Genomic DNA, 19,077 nt, shown 5'->3' with positions numbered 1-19,077 from the left:
CAACAAAAGAAAAACTTCCTAGAAAACTAGAAAGTTTATCATCGACGTTCAATTTGAAATTGCTTGCGTTCGACCAACCGTTTTGACTGCTCTAACTTGCTCTGATGAATGGTCTGAATAAGGCCCTTTACATCCTTCAACTCCTGAGCAGTTGGCAAACCATAGATATGATAAGATGGGTCTTGCCGCCAAGGATAATCATGGCAAATAACCAGATCATAGGATTGGTCTGATTGGACAGGCTCGATTTGAATGGACCGATTACGTTCTAAGGACTGACGAAGGACTTGTAAAATGGGAGAACTAATGACAGACGGATAACTGGATGCCCACCCAATTTTTACCATGGTTGGCTCCACCTGCATAAAATAAGAAAATAATTGTGTCAAGGATAGCAAATGACAGGTAGCTAGCTCTTTCCTTCGCCCAAAAATCTCCTCAGATACATGATGCAAGATACTAGAAGCAGCCTCTTGCATAAAGGGAGCATAGCTAGCCAACTCATCAAAGCCACTATCGATGCAGGAAGTGAAAAAATAGAGCTGACTAAAAACCTGATTGAGATGATATAGTTCACCTTCTTCCACTGTCAAATCTGTCTGCAAGAGAATTTTTACACGTTGAAAGGCCCAACTAGTTGCTTCCATAATGGGTCCACCGAATCCCAAGACCTGTTCTAATTGATGGGCTGCCACTATCCCTTGACTAAACAAGAATGCAAAAACCGACATGGTATCACCCTCTTGAAAGGAGGCCGATGCTTGCTGGCGTAAGGTTAAAAAGAGCTGACGTAGGTGACGGTAAAATTTATGTTGCTCATAGGGGGCCATTAACTGATAAACTGCCTGGAAATCCAAATCCTTCAATCGCATTCTTTTCTGGACAATCATCAACCAGAGAGCCAGTTGATGGGCCTGTCGCGGATTAAACTGGGATTGATAAAAGCGTTCAAAAATCGGCAGGTGACCAAGTTGCTCCATAAAGACCCGATCTTGTTCTAGCTCCCTGAATGGCTTGGTCAACCAGAATAATTGATAATAAAAATAGCGAATTTGCAACTCACTACCCCGCAAACGACCGTTCCGTATGGTCACCTGAAACTCTTTCAGGACTTGGTTTAATGACGAAAGGTGTCTGTTCAAAGTAGCTTCACTCAGCAATAAATCTTGAGCTAGCATGGGGATGGAGGATTCATTTTTATCAAAAAAATAAAGTAAAATCTGGTACTTGATACTGGTTCTAAAGAGATAGGCAAACAGGTCTTGGCTGGATAAATTAGCTTCGCGTTGTAAGACAATTTCCTCTTCTTTAATCTGAAAGAAAAGTCCAAACTGCTCAACCTCTTCAGAGAAACTTTCTATATAGCGTAACAAGGTAGATTTAGACAGATGGAGCTCCTGAGCAACTTCCTTTATTCCAATAGGTGCAACGGACTTGCGCAAGAGAAGAAAGAGCTGGTAAATGGCGCGCTCACGTTTTTCCAATAAATCTAGAATATGCACACAATCACCACCTATTCTTGGTCCGTATTTTGCCACAAATACTGATTGGCTGCCTCCACAATGAATGGCTGCAAATCTGTCCTCCTTGGCAAACAGAGCCAAGCTTCTTGTAGCAAATCTTCCACCGTCATTTCCTTAGAGATGGCAAGAGCAAGAACATTCATCTGTGCCATGTGGTCAGAGGAAGATACCAATTGACCACCAAGAATACGTCCATCCTCTCGACTGACCACCATTTTGAAGTCTATTTCTTTTTCATCCCACTGGCTGAATGGTTGTCGGATGCGAATAGTGTCTGTGTCCAACCACAGGTTTGCTTCCCTTTCCGTCAGACCTACGCTAGTCAGATTATAGCCAAACACATGGGTAGAAACAATGCGTTGAACAGGCTTTAAGCGTTTCTTCTTGGCCAGAAGGTTTTCAGCAACCAGACGCCCTGTCAACATAGCATGGTTAATCATGGGCAGATAGGCCTGCCCAAACATAGTAACAGGCATCCGAATTAAATCTCCTACCGCAAAAATTCCAGATTGACTGGTTTCAAGATAGTCATCCACCAGAATACTACCATCTGTATTCAGGTCCACTAATCCTTCCACCAAATCTGTATGGGGTCTAAAATTGGTACCTAAAAGAACAAAGTCAGACAGGTAGGTTCCCTGCAAACTGCTTAACTGGACTTGACCCAACTCATTCAAGTTAACTTCATTAACTGTTTCCGAAAAATGATAGTCCAAGCCTATCCGTTCGAATTCATTCCAGATGAAGTCGACCATTTCCTGATCAAAATACTTGGCCAAGGGCCATTCTTGCGACTCTATCAATCTAAGCTTTAAAGGCAAACGACTGAGTGCTTCTAGGCTTTCAAGACCAATTTGACCAGCGCCTATTACCGTCACATTCTCTGCCTCTCCGAGCTTTTCAAAACTCTTTTGAGCTTGGCCAATGGATTTACTGGTCAAAATCTTTTCCGACAGGTCGACCGACTGATGTTCCCAAACTTGTTGAGCTCCCATGGCTAAAATGAGATAGTCGTAGGATAATTCTCGCGTGCTTTCTTCTTTTTTTAGCCTTATTTTTTTAGATGCGGCTTCTATGGAAATGCATTCCCATCCAAGTAAGAAATGAACGGCCGACTGCTCTAGCCTCTCAAAATAGCCAATCCTTGCTTCTTCCCAACTTGAAATTTCTCCTTTTACTTTCCAATTGAGCGCATTGGGAAAATAACCGATACTTTCTTCCTTATCAATCAAGTAAATCGTCGCTTGTGGATAGCGTTTCTGGCATTCCATTGCCGCTGTCAAACCAGCAAATGAAGCACCAATAATTATAATATTCATCCTGATTCCTCCCTCATCCTCCATTATAGCATTGACAAGGCAAATTCTTATTGAAAAGGTTTACATATCCAAACAAAAAGCACACCTATTTTATGATGTGCTTGAATAAATTTAAATAAAATGTCGAAAATGGCAGCTGATGCCCTGGATGTCCTTACATTTGAGTTTCTAGGCTCGGGTTAGACATTTTTAATAATCCGGTCTTACAACTCCTGTCACGGTTGCTTTGGTTGCTTCGTAGTCGCCGTCAACGACAACCTTGATAATGCGTTTTGCGTCTTCTTCTGGACAAGGTACCAATGGTAAGCGGAGTGGTCCAACTTCAAATCCCATATAGTTAAGAACCGCTTTAACTGGTGCAGGACTTGGATAGGAGAATAGAGCATTAACTTTCGGAATGAACTTGCGTTGAATGGCTGCTGCTGTTCGGATGTCTTGCTGCTCAATAGCAGTGAACATCTCATACATTTCATCGCCATTGGTATGGGATGCAACGGAGATTACACCATCAGCACCCAAGTTCATAGCATGGAAGGCATCACCGTCTTCACCAGTATAAATCAAGAAATCCTCTGGCTTATTTTCGATCAAGTAAGCCATATTGGCAAGACTGGTACACTCTTTGACACCGATAATATTTGGATGCTCTGCCAAACGCAGCATGGTTTCAGGCGTCATTTCAACGACAACACGACCTGGAATATTGTAGATAATGATTGGCAAATCAGAAGCATCAGCAATAGCTTTGAAGTGCTGATACATCCCTTCTTGAGATGGTTTGTTGTAGTATGGCACGATAGCAAGACCTGCCGCAAAACCGCCGAAAGCCGCAACTTCCTTGGCAAACTCGATGGAGTCACGGGTATCATTGGTACCAATACCTGCAATCAAAGGGACACGACCATTGACAATCTTTTGTACTGCCGCAAATAATTCCAATTCTTCCGCGTGTGTAAGAGTTGGACTTTCGGCAGTTGTGCCTGCCAACAAAATCCCTTCCGTATGATGAGCCAACAAATGCTCAACCAATTCTGGTAACACATCATAGTTAATAGCTCCGTCCTCTTTAAAGGGCGTAATCATAGCCGTAATAATTTTTACATCACGCAAATCTTGAATAGACATATCTCAACCTTTCTACAACTGAATGCCACAATCAAATCATCAAAAGCCAAGCCCTTAACATCTAAGCTTTTAATTTTTTGAAAATACGATAGCTATTGACAAAGAAAATCATACTCACTGCTAGGAATGCTAGAGCGACTCCAGTAGCACCCACTAAAGAATAAATCCAGTAAATAAAGCGTGGGAGGAGTTTTTCTCCACCTGTTTCTTCCCAAACTAACAAATCTTGCCTGATAATGAATCCATAGACGGCAACTACAAGACCCAAAACGGTACTGAAGAAAATTTGTACCTTTGGGCGTTGCTCCATTTTCTTAGCAATATTATCATTCATTTTTCAATCTCCTAAACCTAGTCCTTATTTCAACTCAAATTTCAATTCTGCGGTTGGACGAACAAGACCACGTTCATGGAGAGTTTCAGCGATTTGAACTGAGTTCCAAGCTGCACCCTTGAGTAAGTTGTCAGAAACAACCCACATATGAATACCATTTTCCTTATCCAAATCCTTACGGATACGACCCACGAAAGTATCACGGCTCCCAACAGCATTAATGGCTTGCGGATAGACTTGGTTAGCCACATCATCTTCCAAAACTGCACCTGGAAAGGCTGCAATAGCTGCTTTTACTTCCTCAATCGGAGCAATTTCTTTTGTTTCAATGTAAACAGACTCAGAGTGAGCTGACAAGACTGGAATACGGACACAAGTTGCAGAAACGGCAATGCTGTCATCTTCCATGATTTTCTTAGTTTCTTTTGTCATCTTCATCTCTTCGTAAGTGTAGTCATTTTCTGTGAAGAGGTCGATTTGTGGAATGGCATTGAAGCCGATTGGGTAGTGCTTCTTATCGCCACCTGAAGGAAGAATGTTTGCTTCTACCGCTTTTGGCTCTACACCGTCATTCAGAACAGAACGAAGCTGAGCCTGAGTTTCTAAGATAGCTCCCATACCAGCACCAGAAACCGCCTGATAGGTCGAAACGATAATCCGTTCCAAGCCCCATTTTTGACGGACAGGTTCAAGCGCAACCATCATCTGAATGGTCGAACAGTTAGGACAAGCAATGATACCATTGTGGGCATCCAAGGCATGAGCATTTACTTCTGGAACAACCAAAGGAACATCTGGATTTTGACGGAAATACGAAGTATTATCCACGACAACTGCGCCAGCTTTAACCGCATAAGGAGCGAACTTAGCAGACGTAGAACCACCAGCTGAAAAGAGGGCAATATCCACACCTTCAAAAGCTGTTTCTGTTGTTTCTTCAATGACAATGTCCTGTCCCTTGAACTGCAAGGTCTTACCTGCAGAACGGGCAGAAGCCAAGAAACGTACTTTCTCGATTGGTAGAGTTGATTCTTCCAACATTTTAATCATTTGGGCACCAACTGCACCAGTGGCACCAACAACAGCTACTACATAAGCCATAAAAAATCTCCTTTAGGTCAATTCTTCAAAATTTTCTAAAAATTTGTTATTTCATAATTATACCATAATTTTATCAAATGAAAAGTATGTAACGTAAAAAAAGCCCACCTCAAGGGTGGGCAAGGGCATTGTTTCCAATGAGAATAGCCGGTTCACACAACTATTCAAGGTCCGCTCCTGCGTTTCAATTAAATGAAGACCTCCCTAGCGTCGAATGTGACAAAGTCACTACTCGGCTCATCGCATGTAACTATTCTACCATAATCTGAAAAAATTGCAAGTCACACTAATCCAAGCGTTCATGAATAGTCACCTGAACTCTATCACCAGCCTGTTTACCTATGGCAGCTCGAATAGCCTTCTGAATTCCGATAATATAACAGATATTGCCTGCTTCATCTTTTACTCCCATATTGACAATGGAACCATCATAGGGATGACCATCAAATGTCGCATGGACTTTTACCCTGCCCTTTCCAAATTCCTCGCGAATATCATAGGGAAATATGACATAGGCTCCGCCCTTATCTGGAACTGGATGAATAACTGCTTCAAATTCATATACTTTAGACAAAATTCCTCCTAAATGTACTTACTAGCTTCACGCATGGACAAGCCTGCCATTTGGGAGCTGTACTTTTTTAGAAAAGCCCGTACCCAGTCAGGATTGGTCTTGGAATAATCTCGCAAACTCCAGCCAATCGCCTTGTTAATGAAAAATTCAGTCTGATTGAGATTGTTGACCAAAATCTTCTCAAGAAGTTCTGTATCAGTCTTTTCTTTTTGTAAGAGTTGGTGGTCAATGGCAATTCTCCTCAACCAGAAATCATCATCAAGGCTCCATTCCAAAATGGTCTGCTTGGCCTGTGGATTGTCCAAAACAATCTTACCTACTAATTTATCCAGACCGTCAATACTATCCCACCAAGACTTGGCCTGGGCTAATTTTTTCAAGCGAGGCAGGTCAGCTAAAACCAAGTCCTTTTTCTTTGTAACCAGATAATCAATAGCAATATACTGAAACTCACGGTAGGGTTTGACCCAGCAAGCCTCTACAAAATCCCAATCAATTCCCTGAACCTTGAAATCTTTGAAGAACTGCTTGGCGATCTGTCTGCGGTCAGGCGTTCGTACACCCAAGAATTCAAAGTTGTTTTTCATATAGGCTTTCATCGGTTTGGCTTGACTAGCATCTGCCACAGCATTGAGACGTTTCTCTAATTCTTCAATCTTCATTTTGCTTACCTACAAGAGATTTTTGAAGCCAGACAATATCATGCCAGGTATCAAATTTATAACCAACGTTTTTGAAATGTGCTACCTGTTCATACCCTCTCTTCTTATGAAGAGCAAGCGAGGCTGGATTAGGAAGAGCAATACAGGCTAAAAAGTTCTTAAAGTCACGCGCCGTCAATTCTTCTTCCAAGGCATCATACAAGAGACTTCCGATACCTTTTCCATGTGCCAATTTAGTGACATAAACAGACAATTCAACTGTCCAATCGTAAGCAGCACGGGCATAGTAGGTCGATGCATACGCATATCCCACAACTTGTCCTTCTTCTTCTGCAACTAGATAGGGAAATTTCTCCAAGGTCTTTTTAATCCGACTAGCAAAGTCTGCCACAGTCGGCACTTCTGTCTCAAAAGTAATGGCTGTAGTTTTAACGTAAGGAGCATAGATAGCCACCAAATCTGCAGCATCCTCTATCTGAGCTGACCGAATGTTTATCATCTAGTTCTCCAACAATTCTCTGTCATAAATCGTATAGTCACAACGGTAGATAATCAATCGCTTACCGTCAATCAAGAGTTCAGATGTCTTTGGTGCATCTGAAGCATATAGTGAAACCTTATCACCAACATAGGTCGCTAATGGTGTTCCATTTTGCGAACGAATTAAAACAACCTTAGCCTTACCAGTAAAATCATTTTTTAAGCTAGAAACCATACGATTGACCAAGGGAATAGAATGATCATAGTTGGCAATATCTACAGTCGATTGATACTTGGCAAATAAATCCTCCAAGCCCTCTTCAGCAGCAATCAGGGAAGAACCAACATGGTCAATTTCATAATTACCAAGTGTCACCTTCAAAACAGACGAATCCGCATTGGAATAGCCTTCGGCATCCACGGAGTCAAACTCCTCATTCCGCGAAATCGATAAAGACTTACCAGACATTTCATCTATTAACTGAGAATTCTCATCAAATGTCCGTACCGTCATCTCCAAGCCAATCCATTCTTCCTTGGTATTCTTCCACCAATTTGAAATCGACTGACAGGCTGACAAAGTAAACAAACTTGCGACTAAGACAGCACTAAGTGCTAGTTTTTTATTCCATCTCATATAAAACCTCCAATGGTTGATACCTTATTGTATCATGTTATACAGTAAATACCAAAATTACTTGCAGATAACAATTTTATCCCAGAAAATAGTTTGGCATACTTTATGAAAGCTATTTTGTAAAAGAAAGAGGAAACATAAAATAAATATCAATAAATTCATTTCAAAATTACTATATAATCATTTGACTTTTTGTTTGAAAAGGGTTACATTTTATTTGATATATTAACAAGGAGGAACACTTATGAAGTTACTTGGAAAAGTTGCGCTGATTACTGGTGCTGCATTTGGTCTTGGTAAAGGAATTGCTGAAGTCTACGTAAAAAATGGGGCTCAAATCTGTATGATAGATAGAGATGAAGCCGTTGAGACAACCGCACAAGAATTGCGAGAAAAGTATCATGCAGATATCATTACACATATAGCTGATGTTCGTGAAATAACACAATTACAAGAGGCTGTAAATAAAACGATTGCTGCATTTGGTTCTCTACATATAGCCTGTTGCAATGCTGGAGTCTGTCGATTGGCTCCATTTGAAGAATTTACAGAAGAAATGAGAGATTTCCATATCGATGTAAATATCAAGGGTGTCTGGAATACTTGCCAAGTCGCCATTAAGGAAATGCTAAAAGGAAACGGAGGTAGTATTGTAATTGCTTCCTCAGTAACAGGAGATATTGTGGCAGATCCTGGAGAAGCAGCTTATGCCATGACAAAGGCTGCAACAGTAGGTTTAACTAAATGCTTAGCGGTTGAATATGCTCAAAAAAATATTCGTGTAAACTGCACACAATTAGGCTATGCACGAACACCCATGGTAGAACAGATGGCCTTAGAATCTGACCCTCAAAATCCTGAGCAAATCATCGAGGGAATTGCAAAGGCAGTCCCAATGAAACGACTAGCAGATCCTAAAGAAGTTGGAGAATTATTTGCTTTTCTTGGCAGCGATGAAAGTAGTTATATAACAGGAGCCCAAATTGTCATTGATGGAGGGGCTACTCTGCCAGAGACTGTCGATATGGGAGTCTAACGTACAATGTAATTAAAAGGAGAATAACAAGATGAACCATCATCAAGGTATTCTCCTTTTATGCTATAAAAAACCGCCCTATCGGACGGTCATTACACCATTAAAAATTAAAGACATCATTCAAATTCTCAGCCATAGTCGGATGGGTGAAGATTTGAGTTTTAAAGTAGGTATAAGGGATTTTATTATCAATCGCCATAGCAATCAAGTTAATCAGCTCCTCTGAATTGCGACCAAAGAGAGTCACCCCCAGAACAAGCTTACTTTCCTTATCCACGATAACCTTGAAAATACCTTTGAGGTCGTTGTTGACATGGGCGCGTGGCATATTGGCAACAGGCAATTCATTGGCAATGTAGTCGTAACCTGCTTCCTTAGCTTCCTTCTCCGTCAGACCAACACGAGAAAGTACAGGCGTAATGAAGACGCTGGTTGGAATAGACTTACGTTGGCTCAAGCTGTAAGTTCCAGTCCCAGTCAACTTGCCAAAAACGATACGGAAGTCGTCTAGGGATGTGTAAGTGAATTGTGGACCACCATTGACATCGCCCACTGCATAGACACCTGGAACAGTGGTTTCACAGTAGTCATCCACCTTAACAGCACCATTTTCCAAAAGCTCAATCGCTGTATGTTCCAAGCCCAAGTCAGCAGTGTTTGGCACACGACCTGTTGCATAGAGGACAGCATCAAAGACTGCCGTTTCTCCATTAACCGTCAGGGCAACCTGCTCGCCCGCAGCTACGACTTGCTCAATTTTAGCACCCAATACGAAGGTCACGCCAGCTTCTTCCATATACTCCTTGGCTAGCTTGGCAACCACTTCCTCTTCTCTTGGTAAAATAGCAGAGCTGGCTTCATATACTGTCACCTGACTGCCGAGTTTGCTGTAAAGTCCAGCAAATTCCAGTCCAATGTTACCACCACCGATAATTGCCAACTTGTCAGGACGAACCTCCAAATTCTGAATGCCGGTACTGTCGTAAACGTGTGGCGTATCCAACAAGCCAGGAATTGGAAGAACACGCGACTTGGCACCTGTGTTAATGATAACAGTTTCAGCAGTTAACTGAAGGCTTTCTTCTCCAGCAACTACCTCCACAACCTTGTCAGCCACAAAACGCGCGTGACCTTGATAGAGATGGGCTCCACTGCCCTTCAAGACTGCTTCGTTCTTGTTGCGAAGACGAGTGGTGATGGTTTCTTTTTGCTCCATGACCTGCTCAAAGGTCCAGTTTTTATCCGCTGCTACCAAGAGGGTCTTAGTTGGAATACAGCCGATATTGATACAGGTGCCACCAAACATGGCAGGATTTTCCTCAACCAAGGCAACCTTCTTCCCAGCTGCTGACAGCTTCCCTGCTAAGGTCTTTCCAGCCTTACCAAAACCGATGACTAACAAATCAAATTGTTCCATAAGATACTCCTTTTAATGTTTTCAACCCTAGTCTATCAAAAAAGAAAATTTTTGGCACAATTCTGCTACGGCAGTAGAATTTTGAATTACTTTAGCAAAAAAACAGATAAAAATTAGACAAGATGGCATAATTTTTGCTACAATGTATCCATACACTAATTTGTTAATACAAAGGAGTTTTCAATGCGAAACATATTACACTATTGTAAAACCTATTTCCCCATTCTTTTAGCCAGCTTTGGCTTTGTAAAAGGCTGTCAAATGATATTTGAAGAGTTGGCCCAACCAAATGGCATGGAAGCCAAGTATCCCTTATTTTTACTGACTATTTCTGTTGCTGCCCTTTATATCATTCCTCTGGTCTATTTTATCCGCTATTTGGAAAACCGCTATGCTATTTCCAAAAAAGTCAGTCATTTAAGTTGGATTTTGGGACTAACTGCCGGAGTGGCTTTTTCAGACTGTGGACACACTGCTATCGGTTACTTTTTGCTAGAGATTGTTAAGGTCAGTGATGATTTTCGTTATGACTGGGGGGCTGCTGTTTCTGCCCCGTTTGCGGAAGAATTTGGCAAGGCTCTGGTTGTTCTCTTAGTTTTACTAATTGCAAGAAAAATGACTCTCAAACATGCCATGGTCAGTGGTATTATCGCGGGTCTTAGTTTCCAAATCGTTGAAGATATCATGTTCACTTTTCGTGATATGTTTATTGGTAAACTGGATGGATTTGAAACCATTATCGGTCGGGTAGGACAGGCTGGCTGGACCCACTGGGTATTTACCATGCTCTTTGCTATTGGTATGGTGGCACTTTTTACCAAACAAAAAGCCATGTCAACAGTTCAAGGCCTATTTTGGATTGTGGCAAGTATCAGTCTGCACTTCTTCTTCAACTCCCCATTGCATACAGGAATTTTGACAACCCTGCTTCCGATGGCTAGTGTCTTGCTGGGACTTCTTGCCTATCGAACAGTTGATCAGTTTACAGAGTAACAGAAAAAAATCCGCCCAAGCGAGCGGATTTTTTCTATTCATCAGATTAGAACAAACCAATAGCTGTTCCATCTTCTGCCACATCCATATTGAGGGCTGCAGGGGCTTTTGGAAGACCTGGCATAGTCATGACATCACCTGTAAGAGCAACGATGAAACCTGCTCCCAATTTTGGAACGAATTCACGGACTGTAATGTCAAAGCCTGTGGGTGCACCAAGAGCAAACTGATCATCTGAGAAGCTGTATTGGGTCTTGGCCATGCAGACTGGCAGTTTATCCCAACCATTCTTAGCAAATTCAGTCAATTGATTACGGGCTTTTTTCTCGAAAACGACACCAGTACCACCGTAGATTTGGGTAACAATCTTAGTCACTTTTTCTTCCAAGCTATCGTCTGCCTTGTAAAGTCGTTGGTAGTTGGCTGCTTGATTTTCAATAGTAGCAACAACTGTTTCAGCCAATTCAACACCACCGTCTACACCGTTTGCCCATACGCTAGCCAATTCAACAGGTACACCAATCTCAGCGCAAAGTTCTTTCAATGTAGCGATTTCATCAGCTGTGTCAGATACAAATTCATTGATAGCGACGACTGCTGGAATACCATATTTCTGGATATTTTCAACGTGACGTTTGAGGTTGGCAAAACCAGCTTTGACAGCTTCTACATTTTCAGCAGAAAGTTCTGTCTTAGCGACACCACCATGCATTTTAAGTGCACGAAGTGTGGCAACAATGACCACTGCATCCGGAGCTTTTGGCAAGTTTGGCACTTTAATATCGAGGAATTTCTCTGCTCCAAGGTCAGCACCAAATCCTGCTTCTGTGACGGTATAGTCGGCCAATCGCAGAGCTGTTGTGGTAGCGAGCACTGAGTTACAGCCATGGGCGATGTTAGCAAATGGTCCACCATGGACAAAGGCTGGCGTGCCATAGATGGTTTGGACAAGGTTTGGTTTGATAGCGTCTTTCAAAATGAGGGTAAGAGCACCTTCCACCGCCAAATCACGCACATAGACAGGACTACGATCGAAATGATAACCAATCACAATATTTGCCAAGCGTTCTTTCAAGTCGTTGATGTCCGTCGCCAAACACAAGATTGCCATGATTTCAGATGCCACTGTAATGTCAAAACCATCTTCACGTGGAATACCATTGAGCGGCCCACCCAAGCCAACCGTCACCTTACGAAGCGCGCGGTCGTTGAGGTCCACAACACGTTTCCAGATGATACGGCGCTGGTCAAGGCCAATCGCATTTCCTTGATGGATATGGTTATCAATCAAGGCAGAGAGAGCATTGTTGGCAGTCGTAATGGCGTGCATATCACCTGTAAAGTGCAGGTTAATATCTTCCATTGGCAAGACTTGGGCAAAACCACCACCAGCAGCTCCACCCTTGATACCCATAACTGGACCCAAAGAAGGCTCACGAAGGGCAATCATGGTTTTCTTACCAATTTTTGACAAAGCATCAGCCAAACCGATAGTAATGGTTGACTTCCCTTCTCCTGCAGGTGTTGGGTTGATGGCTGTAACCAAGATCAATTTCCCTGGCGCATTGTCTTGCACCGCATTGATTTTTTCAAAGGACAATTTTGCCTTGTATTTTCCATAGAGTTCAATATCGTCAAAGCTGATACCAACTTTTTCAACGATTTCAGTAATAGGTTTCAAGGTCACACTTTGTGCAATTTCAATATCTGTTTTCATGAGAGCTCCTAAATTCCTTATTTTTCACAAACATTATACCACAAGAAATTTTATTTTCGCATGTTGTTTGTAAATATTGTAAAAAATGTACGGATTTAACAACTGTTAAATTAAAATATACTATTAAGTTAAATAATATTTTGATTTAGTAAATCTTTGTGAAAAGTGGGTCGCAGAAACTTTACGAAAATTGGAAATTCTAGTAAAATATGTACATGAAACTATTGATTACATCAGGTGGCACCAGTGAAGCCATCGACCAAGTCCGTTCCATCACCAATCATGCTTCCGGCAATCTTGGGAAAATCATTGCTGAACAGGCTTTGAAACTTGGACATGAGGTCACGCTTATCACTACCAAGCAGGCTGTCAAGCCTGAACCACAGAAGAATTTAACCATTATTGAAATCACAAATGTTGAAAGTTTAAAATCAACTTTAGAACCCTTGGTCAAAAACCATCAAGCCCTCATCCATAGCATGGCCGTATCGGATTATACCCCTGTTTACATGACTGGCTTGGATGAGGTTCAGGCAACCGAAGATGTTACTAGTTTGTTGGATAAGAAAAACACTGAAAGCAAGATTTCTTCCAAGGATGACTACCAAGTCCTTTTCCTCAAAAAAACACCCAAGGTTATTTCCTATGTCAAACAATGGAACCCAACTATCCAACTGATTGGATTTAAGCTTTTAGTCGATGTTCCAAAGGAAGAATTATTTGCTGTTGCCCGCCAAAGCATTGAAGGCAATGGTGCAGATTATATCCTTGCAAATGACTTGACAGATATCAAGGGCAATCAACACATTGCCTACCTGGTTGACAAGATTTCGGAAGTTAAAGCTCATACAAAAGCAGAAATTGCCCAGCTGATTTTGGAAACTCTCGAAAAAGGAGAAACAAATGGCTAATATTACCCTTGCTGTTACAGGTTCTATCTCTGCGTATAAGGCAGCAGACTTGACCAGTCAATTAACCAAGCTCGGCCATCAGGTAACCGTCCTCATGAGCCGCTCTGCTATGGACTTTATCACGCCTTTGACCTTCCAATCCCTATCAAAAAATCTGGTCCATACAGATGTCATGTTGGAAGAAAATCCTAGTTCCATCAAGCACATTGATATTGCCAAGGCGACAGACCTCTTCATTGTGGCGCCTGCTTCTGCTAATACTATCGCAAAATTGGCACATGGTTTGGCAGACAATATGGTCACTGCGACAGCCTTGGCCCTGCCCCTTGGAACTAAAAAGCTGATTGCCCCTGCTATGAATACCAATATGTACCTGAATCCTGCCACACAGCAAAATCTCAAAACCTTGACAGAATACGGCTTTGAGGAAATTAAACCACGCGAAGCCCTGCTGGCCTGTGGTGATTTTGGGACAGGTGCCCTAGCTGAAATCGAGATTATATTAGAGAAAGTGAGTTCTATTCTGAATGAAAACTAAGAAAGCCAACCAAGTCGCAACCCTAGCTATTTTTATCGCTGTTATGGTCGTCATCGAAACCATCAGCCAGGCTATCTTCGCAGCCTTTGTCCTCCCGGTCAAACCGACTGTTACCCATATCCCTGTTATCATTGCAAGTATTATTTATGGACCTCGTATTGGTGCTCAACTGGGTGGTTTTATGGGGATTATGAGTATCATCCGCAATAGTATTATTCTTTCACCTTTGAGCTATGTCTTCTCACCTTTTGTTGAGAATGGAAATCTCTACTCAGTGCTCATCGCACTTGTACCACGGATTTTGATTGGAATTACTCCTTATTATATTTACAAATTGTGTCAAAATAAGGCGGGTCTTGCACTCGCTGGCTTGACCGGAACACTCACAAACACTATCTTTGTCCTGTCAGGTATTTTCTTTCTATTTGGCGGTGTTTTCAAAGGAGATATTAAGGCAGTCCTTGCAGCAATCGTTTCAGTCAATTCTATCGCTGAAATGGCGATTGCCACCATTCTAACCCTTGCCATTGTCCCAGTCTTACAGAAAGTTAAAAAATAAATATCAGAAAATCACGTGAAAGCGTGATTTTTCTTTTCAAACATGGTATAATGAAAGCGTTTAAAAGAAATATTTTTAAGGAGATATGCGATGACTTATCAAGAAACCTATCAAACATGGCTCGACTTTGCAGACCTTCCAGACTACTTGCGTGAAGAATTAGTCGCAATGGATGAAAAGACAAAAGAAGATGCCTTCTATACAAACCTTGAGTTTGGTACAGCCGGTATGCGTGGTTACATTGGAGCTGGTACCAACCGCATCAACGTATTCGTAGTCCGTCAAGCTACCGAAGGTTTGGCAAAATTGGTAGAATCAAAAGGTGAAGAAGCTAAAAAACGTGGTGTAGCCATCGCTTACGACTCACGTCACTTCTCTCCAGAATTTGCTTTTGAGTCTGCTCAAGTATTGGCAGCACATGGTATCAAATCTTATGTATTTGAAAGCCTTCGTCCAACTCCTGAATTGTCATTCGCTGTGCGCCATTACAATGCCATCGCAGGTATCATGGTGACTGCCAGCCACAACCCCAAAGAATTCAACGGCTACAAGGTTTACGGTGAAGATGGTGGACAAATGCCTCCTGCTGATGCTGATGCATTGACCAACTTTATCCGTGCTATCGACAATCCATTTGCAGTTGAATTGGCTGACCTTGAAGTAAGTAAAGAAAATGGCTTGATTACAGTTCTTGGCGAAGAAACTGACGTTAAATACCTTGAAGAACTCAAAGACCTCAACATCAATCCTGACTTGATTGCTGAGTACGGTAAGGACATGAAGATTGTCTACACACCACTTCATGGTACGGGTGAAATGTTGGCTCGTCGTGCTCTTGCTCAAGCTGGTTTCGAATCTGTTCAAGTTGTGGAAGCACAAGCAACTGCCGACCCTGACTTCTCAACTGTCGCTTCACCAAACCCAGAAAGCCAAGCTGCATTTGCCCTTGCGGAAGAATTGGGCCGTGAAGTCGGGGCAGATGTCCTTCTTGCAACTGACCCTGACGCTGACCGTGTTGGTGTTGAAGTTCGTCAAGCTGATGGTTCATACTGGAACCTTTCTGGTAACCAAATCGGTGCTATCATTGCTAAGTACATCCTTGAAGCTCACAAGCAAGCAGGCACACTTCCTGCAAATGCTGCCCTAGCTAAGTCAATCGTTTCAACTGAGTTGGTCACTAAGATTGCTGAAAGCTACGGCGCTACCATGTTCAACGTCTTGACTGGTTTCAAGTTTATCGCTGAGAAAATCCAAGAGTTCGAAGAAAAACACAACCATACTTACATGTTTGGTTTCGAAGAAAGCTTTGGCTACTTGATTAAGCCATTCGTGCGTGACAAGGATGCTATCCAGGCTGTGCTTATGGTGGCTGAAATTGCTGCCTACTACCGTTCACGTGGCATGACCTTGGCTGACGGTATCGATGAAATCTTCAAGGAATATGGCTACTTCGCTGAGAAAACAATCTCTGTTACACTTTCTGGTAAAGATGGTGCAGAGCAAATCAAGGCAATCATGGCTAAATTCCGTGACAATTCACCAGCCCAATTCAACGCAACTGACATCGCAGTCTTTGAAGACTTTGCACTTCAAACGAAAACTGACAAAGATGGTAATGTAGAGAAACTCACTACTCCTCCATCGGATGTCTTGAAATACACCTTGGCAGATGATTCTTGGTTCGCTGTTCGTCCTTCAGGAACAGAACCAAAAATCAAATTCTACATCGCAACAGTCGGTGAAACACTTGCTGAGGCAGAAGAAAAAATCGCCAACATCGAAAAAGAAATCAACGAATTTGTTGGGTAAAATTATAAGCAAAAAGAGTCGCAGACGCGGCTCTTTCTCTACCATTTGTCAAGCCTATCAAGGTATTTGATGAAAAATATTTTGAGTTCAATAGTCAAAATAAGGAAATTGTTTTCTTTTGGACTAAAGTTTCGTGTAAAAAAGAGTACACGAAATTAACACCTTATGTTGAAAATTTTTGATAAGGTGTTACAATAATATTGCATAAACAATCTTACTGATTTTGGGTTAAAGTGTAATCGTAAAGTTTGTTATGCGTAATGAGGTAATACATTGCCCGAATGAGACGATGTATGGAGGCAATCGTGTGTGGCTTCGTAGAAGTCGTTTGCGATTGTCTTTTTCGTTTCTCATAAAAGTCTGCGATATAGCAAGGATTGGTGTGACTGGCTGAAGCGATATTGTGAATACATTTGAACAGAATCTTTCTAGCGTAGGGATTGCCACGCTTGGTAATGTGTTCTTAACGAGGAAGTTACCAGATTCATAGTGTCTCAGGTCAATACCGATAAAAGCATTGATTTGATTGGCAGACTGAAAACGGCGAATATCTCCCAGTTCACCAATAATACTTGTTGCAGTAGTCTCAGCTATTCCAGGAATAGAGAGCAGAATGTCATATTCAGGTAATGGCTGAGCTAGTTCCACCATTTGGTCTAGGACAGTTTGTCTCTGTTCAGAAAGCCGAAGTAATTATTTTCCATAGTAACGCACCTCTTCTAGTATGGGAGAGGTTTTCTTGACGGCACAATAAGATTGATTAGCTAGTGCTATCAGCTTCTCAGCTAAGTACGCCACACGCTTGTCAGAAATACGTTTTGAAGTAGACTGACGAATGCTTTCTGAGAGTTCGTCCTTGCTTAAATCAAGCACGAAGTCCTTGCAAGGAAAAGCTATGACCAGGTTCCAGTATTGTTCGCCAGATGGTGTTGATAAGATAGTTTCCAATTCAGGAAAAGTGATTTGTAAGACCTTGTGCAGGCGGTTTTTAGCTTGAACAATGTCCTCGGTCAGATTCTGATAGAAACGGCTGAGAGCCCACAAGTTTTGGTAGACTTCTTCTTGGACATAAGTGGGTTTACGATTCAGCACAAATTGAGATTGAGCCAGTTTTTCGGCGTCAATTTGATCTGTTTTCCGCACACGCAAGCTATCCAGTTGCTTCTTAGCTTCTAAGGGATTAAGCCGTGTATAAGCGTAGCCATGTTCATCCAGAAAAGCTTGAAGACGACGAGAATAGACACCTGTTGCTTCAAAGATGATTTCTGGCTTATGGACGGTTCTCAAATCGCTAAGTAGCCGACCAAAGCCGATGGCGTCATTGGGCATGGTATAGCCATGAACCTTCTCGCCATTGACTAGAATGGCCACTTCTGAACTTGCCTTACTCACATCAATCCCAAAAACTGCACGCATGATATTACCTCTTTGTCTTGAATGATTCCTTGTTTTAGTGATGTCATTTTCAATACTCGACGTCAGGCGTCCCACATACTTTGATAACATTCTTTCTAAAACAGGTGCCTTGCCAGTTTTTGATGCGACGTCTAGCGTCAAAAAGCCCCACGACTTAACAAGACACCTATACTTTATCATAAAGAAAAAGTAGTGAGCACTCTCTCCCGTCGGAGATTTCCTCACTACTAATCTTAGTATGTTTTTGATGAATAATGAGAGAGCGAAGTATTCGCTCTCTCTAACTCTAGCTTTCAACAATCCACTCGGTTGACAATGGGAAACTTTAATACAAGTAGTTTCAATGCATTAGTTATTTCTTCTTATTAAAGTTCCAGCCAAAGATAAGCTAGCAACAATAGCACCTCCACTCATAATCAATATGAATATTGAGTCTGTTTCACCTGTATTTGGCAATACCGCTACTTGCGTCTCTGGAGTTACCACAACTTTAAGTGGTTCTGATTGAACTGGAACACTTGGAGTAATCAGTGGGGTAGGTGGAGTCAAAGCAACTGGAGGAATTGGAACTACTGGCGCAGTTGGAACTACCGGTGGAGTTGGAACTGCTGGCGCAGTTGGAACTACCGGTGGAGTTGGAACTACTGGCGCAGTTGGAATTACTGGTGGAGTTGGAACTACCGGTGGAGTTGGAACTACTGGTGAAGTTGGAACTGCTGGCACAGTTGGAACTACCGGTGGAGTTGGAACTACTGGCGCAGTTGGAACTACTGGCGCAGTTGGAACTACTGGTGGAGTTGGAACTACTGGTGAAGTTGGAACTACTGGTGGAGTTGGAACTACTGGCGCAGTTGGAACTACCGGTGGAGTTGGAACTACTGGTGAAGTTGGAACTGCTGGCACAGTTGGAACTACCGGTGGAGTTG

General features: G+C 42.1%; 18 protein-coding genes and 1 pseudogene. 6 read left to right on the top strand and 13 right to left on the bottom strand.

Annotation, left to right across the window (positions count from 1 at the left end; all coding sequences use genetic code 11):
• Positions 1-38 precede the first annotated feature (38 nt).
• The 9 genes from ACEE44_RS00095 to ACEE44_RS00055 form a co-directional block, all read right to left on the bottom strand.
• Positions 39-1,502 carry a helix-turn-helix domain-containing protein gene (locus ACEE44_RS00095; RefSeq protein ID WP_449170811.1) on the bottom strand — a complete coding sequence of 488 codons (1,464 nt, stop codon included), beginning with the start codon at positions 1,500-1,502 and terminating at the stop codon, positions 39-41.
• 11 nt (positions 1,503-1,513) lie between these two features.
• Positions 1,514-2,842 carry an FAD-dependent oxidoreductase gene (locus ACEE44_RS00090; RefSeq protein WP_449170810.1) on the bottom strand — a complete coding sequence of 443 codons (1,329 nt, stop codon included), beginning with the start codon at positions 2,840-2,842 and terminating at the stop codon, positions 1,514-1,516.
• A 189-nt stretch (positions 2,843-3,031) separates the two neighbouring features.
• Complete coding sequence (gene dapA / locus ACEE44_RS00085; protein ID WP_105108014.1) at positions 3,032-3,967, bottom strand: 4-hydroxy-tetrahydrodipicolinate synthase; 936 nt, start codon at positions 3,965-3,967, stop codon at positions 3,032-3,034.
• Between the two features lie 61 nt (positions 3,968-4,028).
• On the bottom strand, positions 4,029-4,301 hold the full coding sequence (locus ACEE44_RS00080; RefSeq protein WP_332413058.1) for a hypothetical protein: 273 nt from the start codon (positions 4,299-4,301) through the stop codon (positions 4,029-4,031).
• Positions 4,302-4,325: 24 nt separating this feature from the next.
• The gene (locus ACEE44_RS00075; protein WP_449170809.1) at positions 4,326-5,402 is read right to left on the bottom strand and encodes an aspartate-semialdehyde dehydrogenase; all 1,077 of its coding nucleotides are present in this window, start codon (positions 5,400-5,402) and stop codon (positions 4,326-4,328) included.
• Between the two features lie 286 nt (positions 5,403-5,688).
• A complete protein-coding gene (locus ACEE44_RS00070) occupies positions 5,689-5,976 on the bottom strand; it encodes a DUF1905 domain-containing protein (protein WP_449170808.1) in 288 nt (95 codons plus the stop codon).
• Positions 5,977-5,984: 8 nt separating this feature from the next.
• Entirely contained in the window at positions 5,985-6,638 is a 654-nt protein-coding gene (locus tag ACEE44_RS00065; protein WP_449170807.1) for a DNA alkylation repair protein, read from the bottom strand.
• Complete coding sequence (locus ACEE44_RS00060; RefSeq protein ID WP_449170806.1) at positions 6,628-7,137, bottom strand: N-acetyltransferase family protein; 510 nt, start codon at positions 7,135-7,137, stop codon at positions 6,628-6,630. Before ACEE44_RS00060 ends, ACEE44_RS00065 begins: the two co-directional genes overlap by 11 nt.
• Positions 7,138-7,755: a DUF5052 family protein gene (locus ACEE44_RS00055; protein ID WP_449170805.1), complete on the bottom strand. Its 618-nt coding sequence runs from the start codon at positions 7,753-7,755 to the stop codon at positions 7,138-7,140. It abuts the gene before it with no gap.
• Between the two features lie 244 nt (positions 7,756-7,999).
• On the opposite strand from ACEE44_RS00055, the gene ucpA reads away from it, so the two are divergent.
• A complete protein-coding gene (ucpA, locus tag ACEE44_RS00050; protein WP_449170804.1) occupies positions 8,000-8,791 on the top strand; it encodes an SDR family oxidoreductase UcpA in 792 nt (263 codons plus the stop codon).
• Between the two features lie 100 nt (positions 8,792-8,891).
• Here the strand turns inward: ucpA and ACEE44_RS00045 are convergent, their stop codons facing one another.
• Positions 8,892-10,208 (bottom strand): FAD-containing oxidoreductase, encoded by a 1,317-nt coding sequence (locus tag ACEE44_RS00045; protein WP_449170803.1) that lies wholly within the window; start codon positions 10,206-10,208, stop codon positions 8,892-8,894.
• 183 nt (positions 10,209-10,391) lie between these two features.
• Here ACEE44_RS00045 and ACEE44_RS00040 point away from each other — a divergent pair, with 183 nt between their 5' ends.
• The gene (locus ACEE44_RS00040; RefSeq protein ID WP_449170802.1) at positions 10,392-11,201 is read left to right on the top strand and encodes a PrsW family glutamic-type intramembrane protease; all 810 of its coding nucleotides are present in this window, start codon (positions 10,392-10,394) and stop codon (positions 11,199-11,201) included.
• A gap of 46 nt (positions 11,202-11,247) precedes the next feature.
• Here ACEE44_RS00040 and ACEE44_RS00035 read toward each other — a convergent pair whose 3' ends face one another.
• Complete coding sequence (locus tag ACEE44_RS00035; protein WP_449170801.1) at positions 11,248-12,918, bottom strand: formate--tetrahydrofolate ligase; 1,671 nt, start codon at positions 12,916-12,918, stop codon at positions 11,248-11,250.
• 215 nt (positions 12,919-13,133) lie between these two features.
• On the opposite strand from ACEE44_RS00035, the gene ACEE44_RS00030 reads away from it, so the two are divergent.
• The 4 genes from ACEE44_RS00030 to ACEE44_RS00015 all read left to right on the top strand — a co-directional run bounded on the left by ACEE44_RS00030 (position 13,134) and on the right by ACEE44_RS00015 (position 16,735).
• Positions 13,134-13,829, top strand: coding sequence for a phosphopantothenate--cysteine ligase (locus ACEE44_RS00030; RefSeq protein ID WP_449170800.1), 696 nt, complete (start codon positions 13,134-13,136; stop codon positions 13,827-13,829).
• A complete protein-coding gene (gene coaC / locus ACEE44_RS00025) occupies positions 13,822-14,367 on the top strand; it encodes a phosphopantothenoylcysteine decarboxylase (RefSeq protein ID WP_449170799.1) in 546 nt (181 codons plus the stop codon). The genes ACEE44_RS00030 and coaC overlap by 8 nt, the downstream gene beginning before the upstream one ends.
• The gene (locus tag ACEE44_RS00020) at positions 14,357-14,926 is read left to right on the top strand and encodes an ECF transporter S component (RefSeq protein ID WP_172029653.1); all 570 of its coding nucleotides are present in this window, start codon (positions 14,357-14,359) and stop codon (positions 14,924-14,926) included. The genes coaC and ACEE44_RS00020 overlap by 11 nt, the downstream gene beginning before the upstream one ends.
• 90 nt (positions 14,927-15,016) lie before the next feature.
• Positions 15,017-16,735, top strand: coding sequence for a phospho-sugar mutase (locus ACEE44_RS00015; protein ID WP_449170798.1), 1,719 nt, complete (start codon positions 15,017-15,019; stop codon positions 16,733-16,735).
• 214 nt (positions 16,736-16,949) lie between these two features.
• Here ACEE44_RS00015 and ACEE44_RS00010 read toward each other — a convergent pair.
• Positions 16,950-18,151: pseudogene (locus ACEE44_RS00010) on the bottom strand (IS110 family transposase).
• Positions 18,152-18,499: 348 nt separating this feature from the next.
• Positions 18,500-19,077: LPXTG cell wall anchor domain-containing protein (locus tag ACEE44_RS00005; protein WP_449170797.1), on the bottom strand; the 578-nt coding region annotated here is incomplete at its 5' end.

Source organism: Streptococcus sp. 32226D021BW (assembly GCF_053545015.1).
The sequence above is the reverse complement of the archived record's forward strand: the minus strand, read 5'-3'. Positions and strand labels throughout refer to the sequence as shown.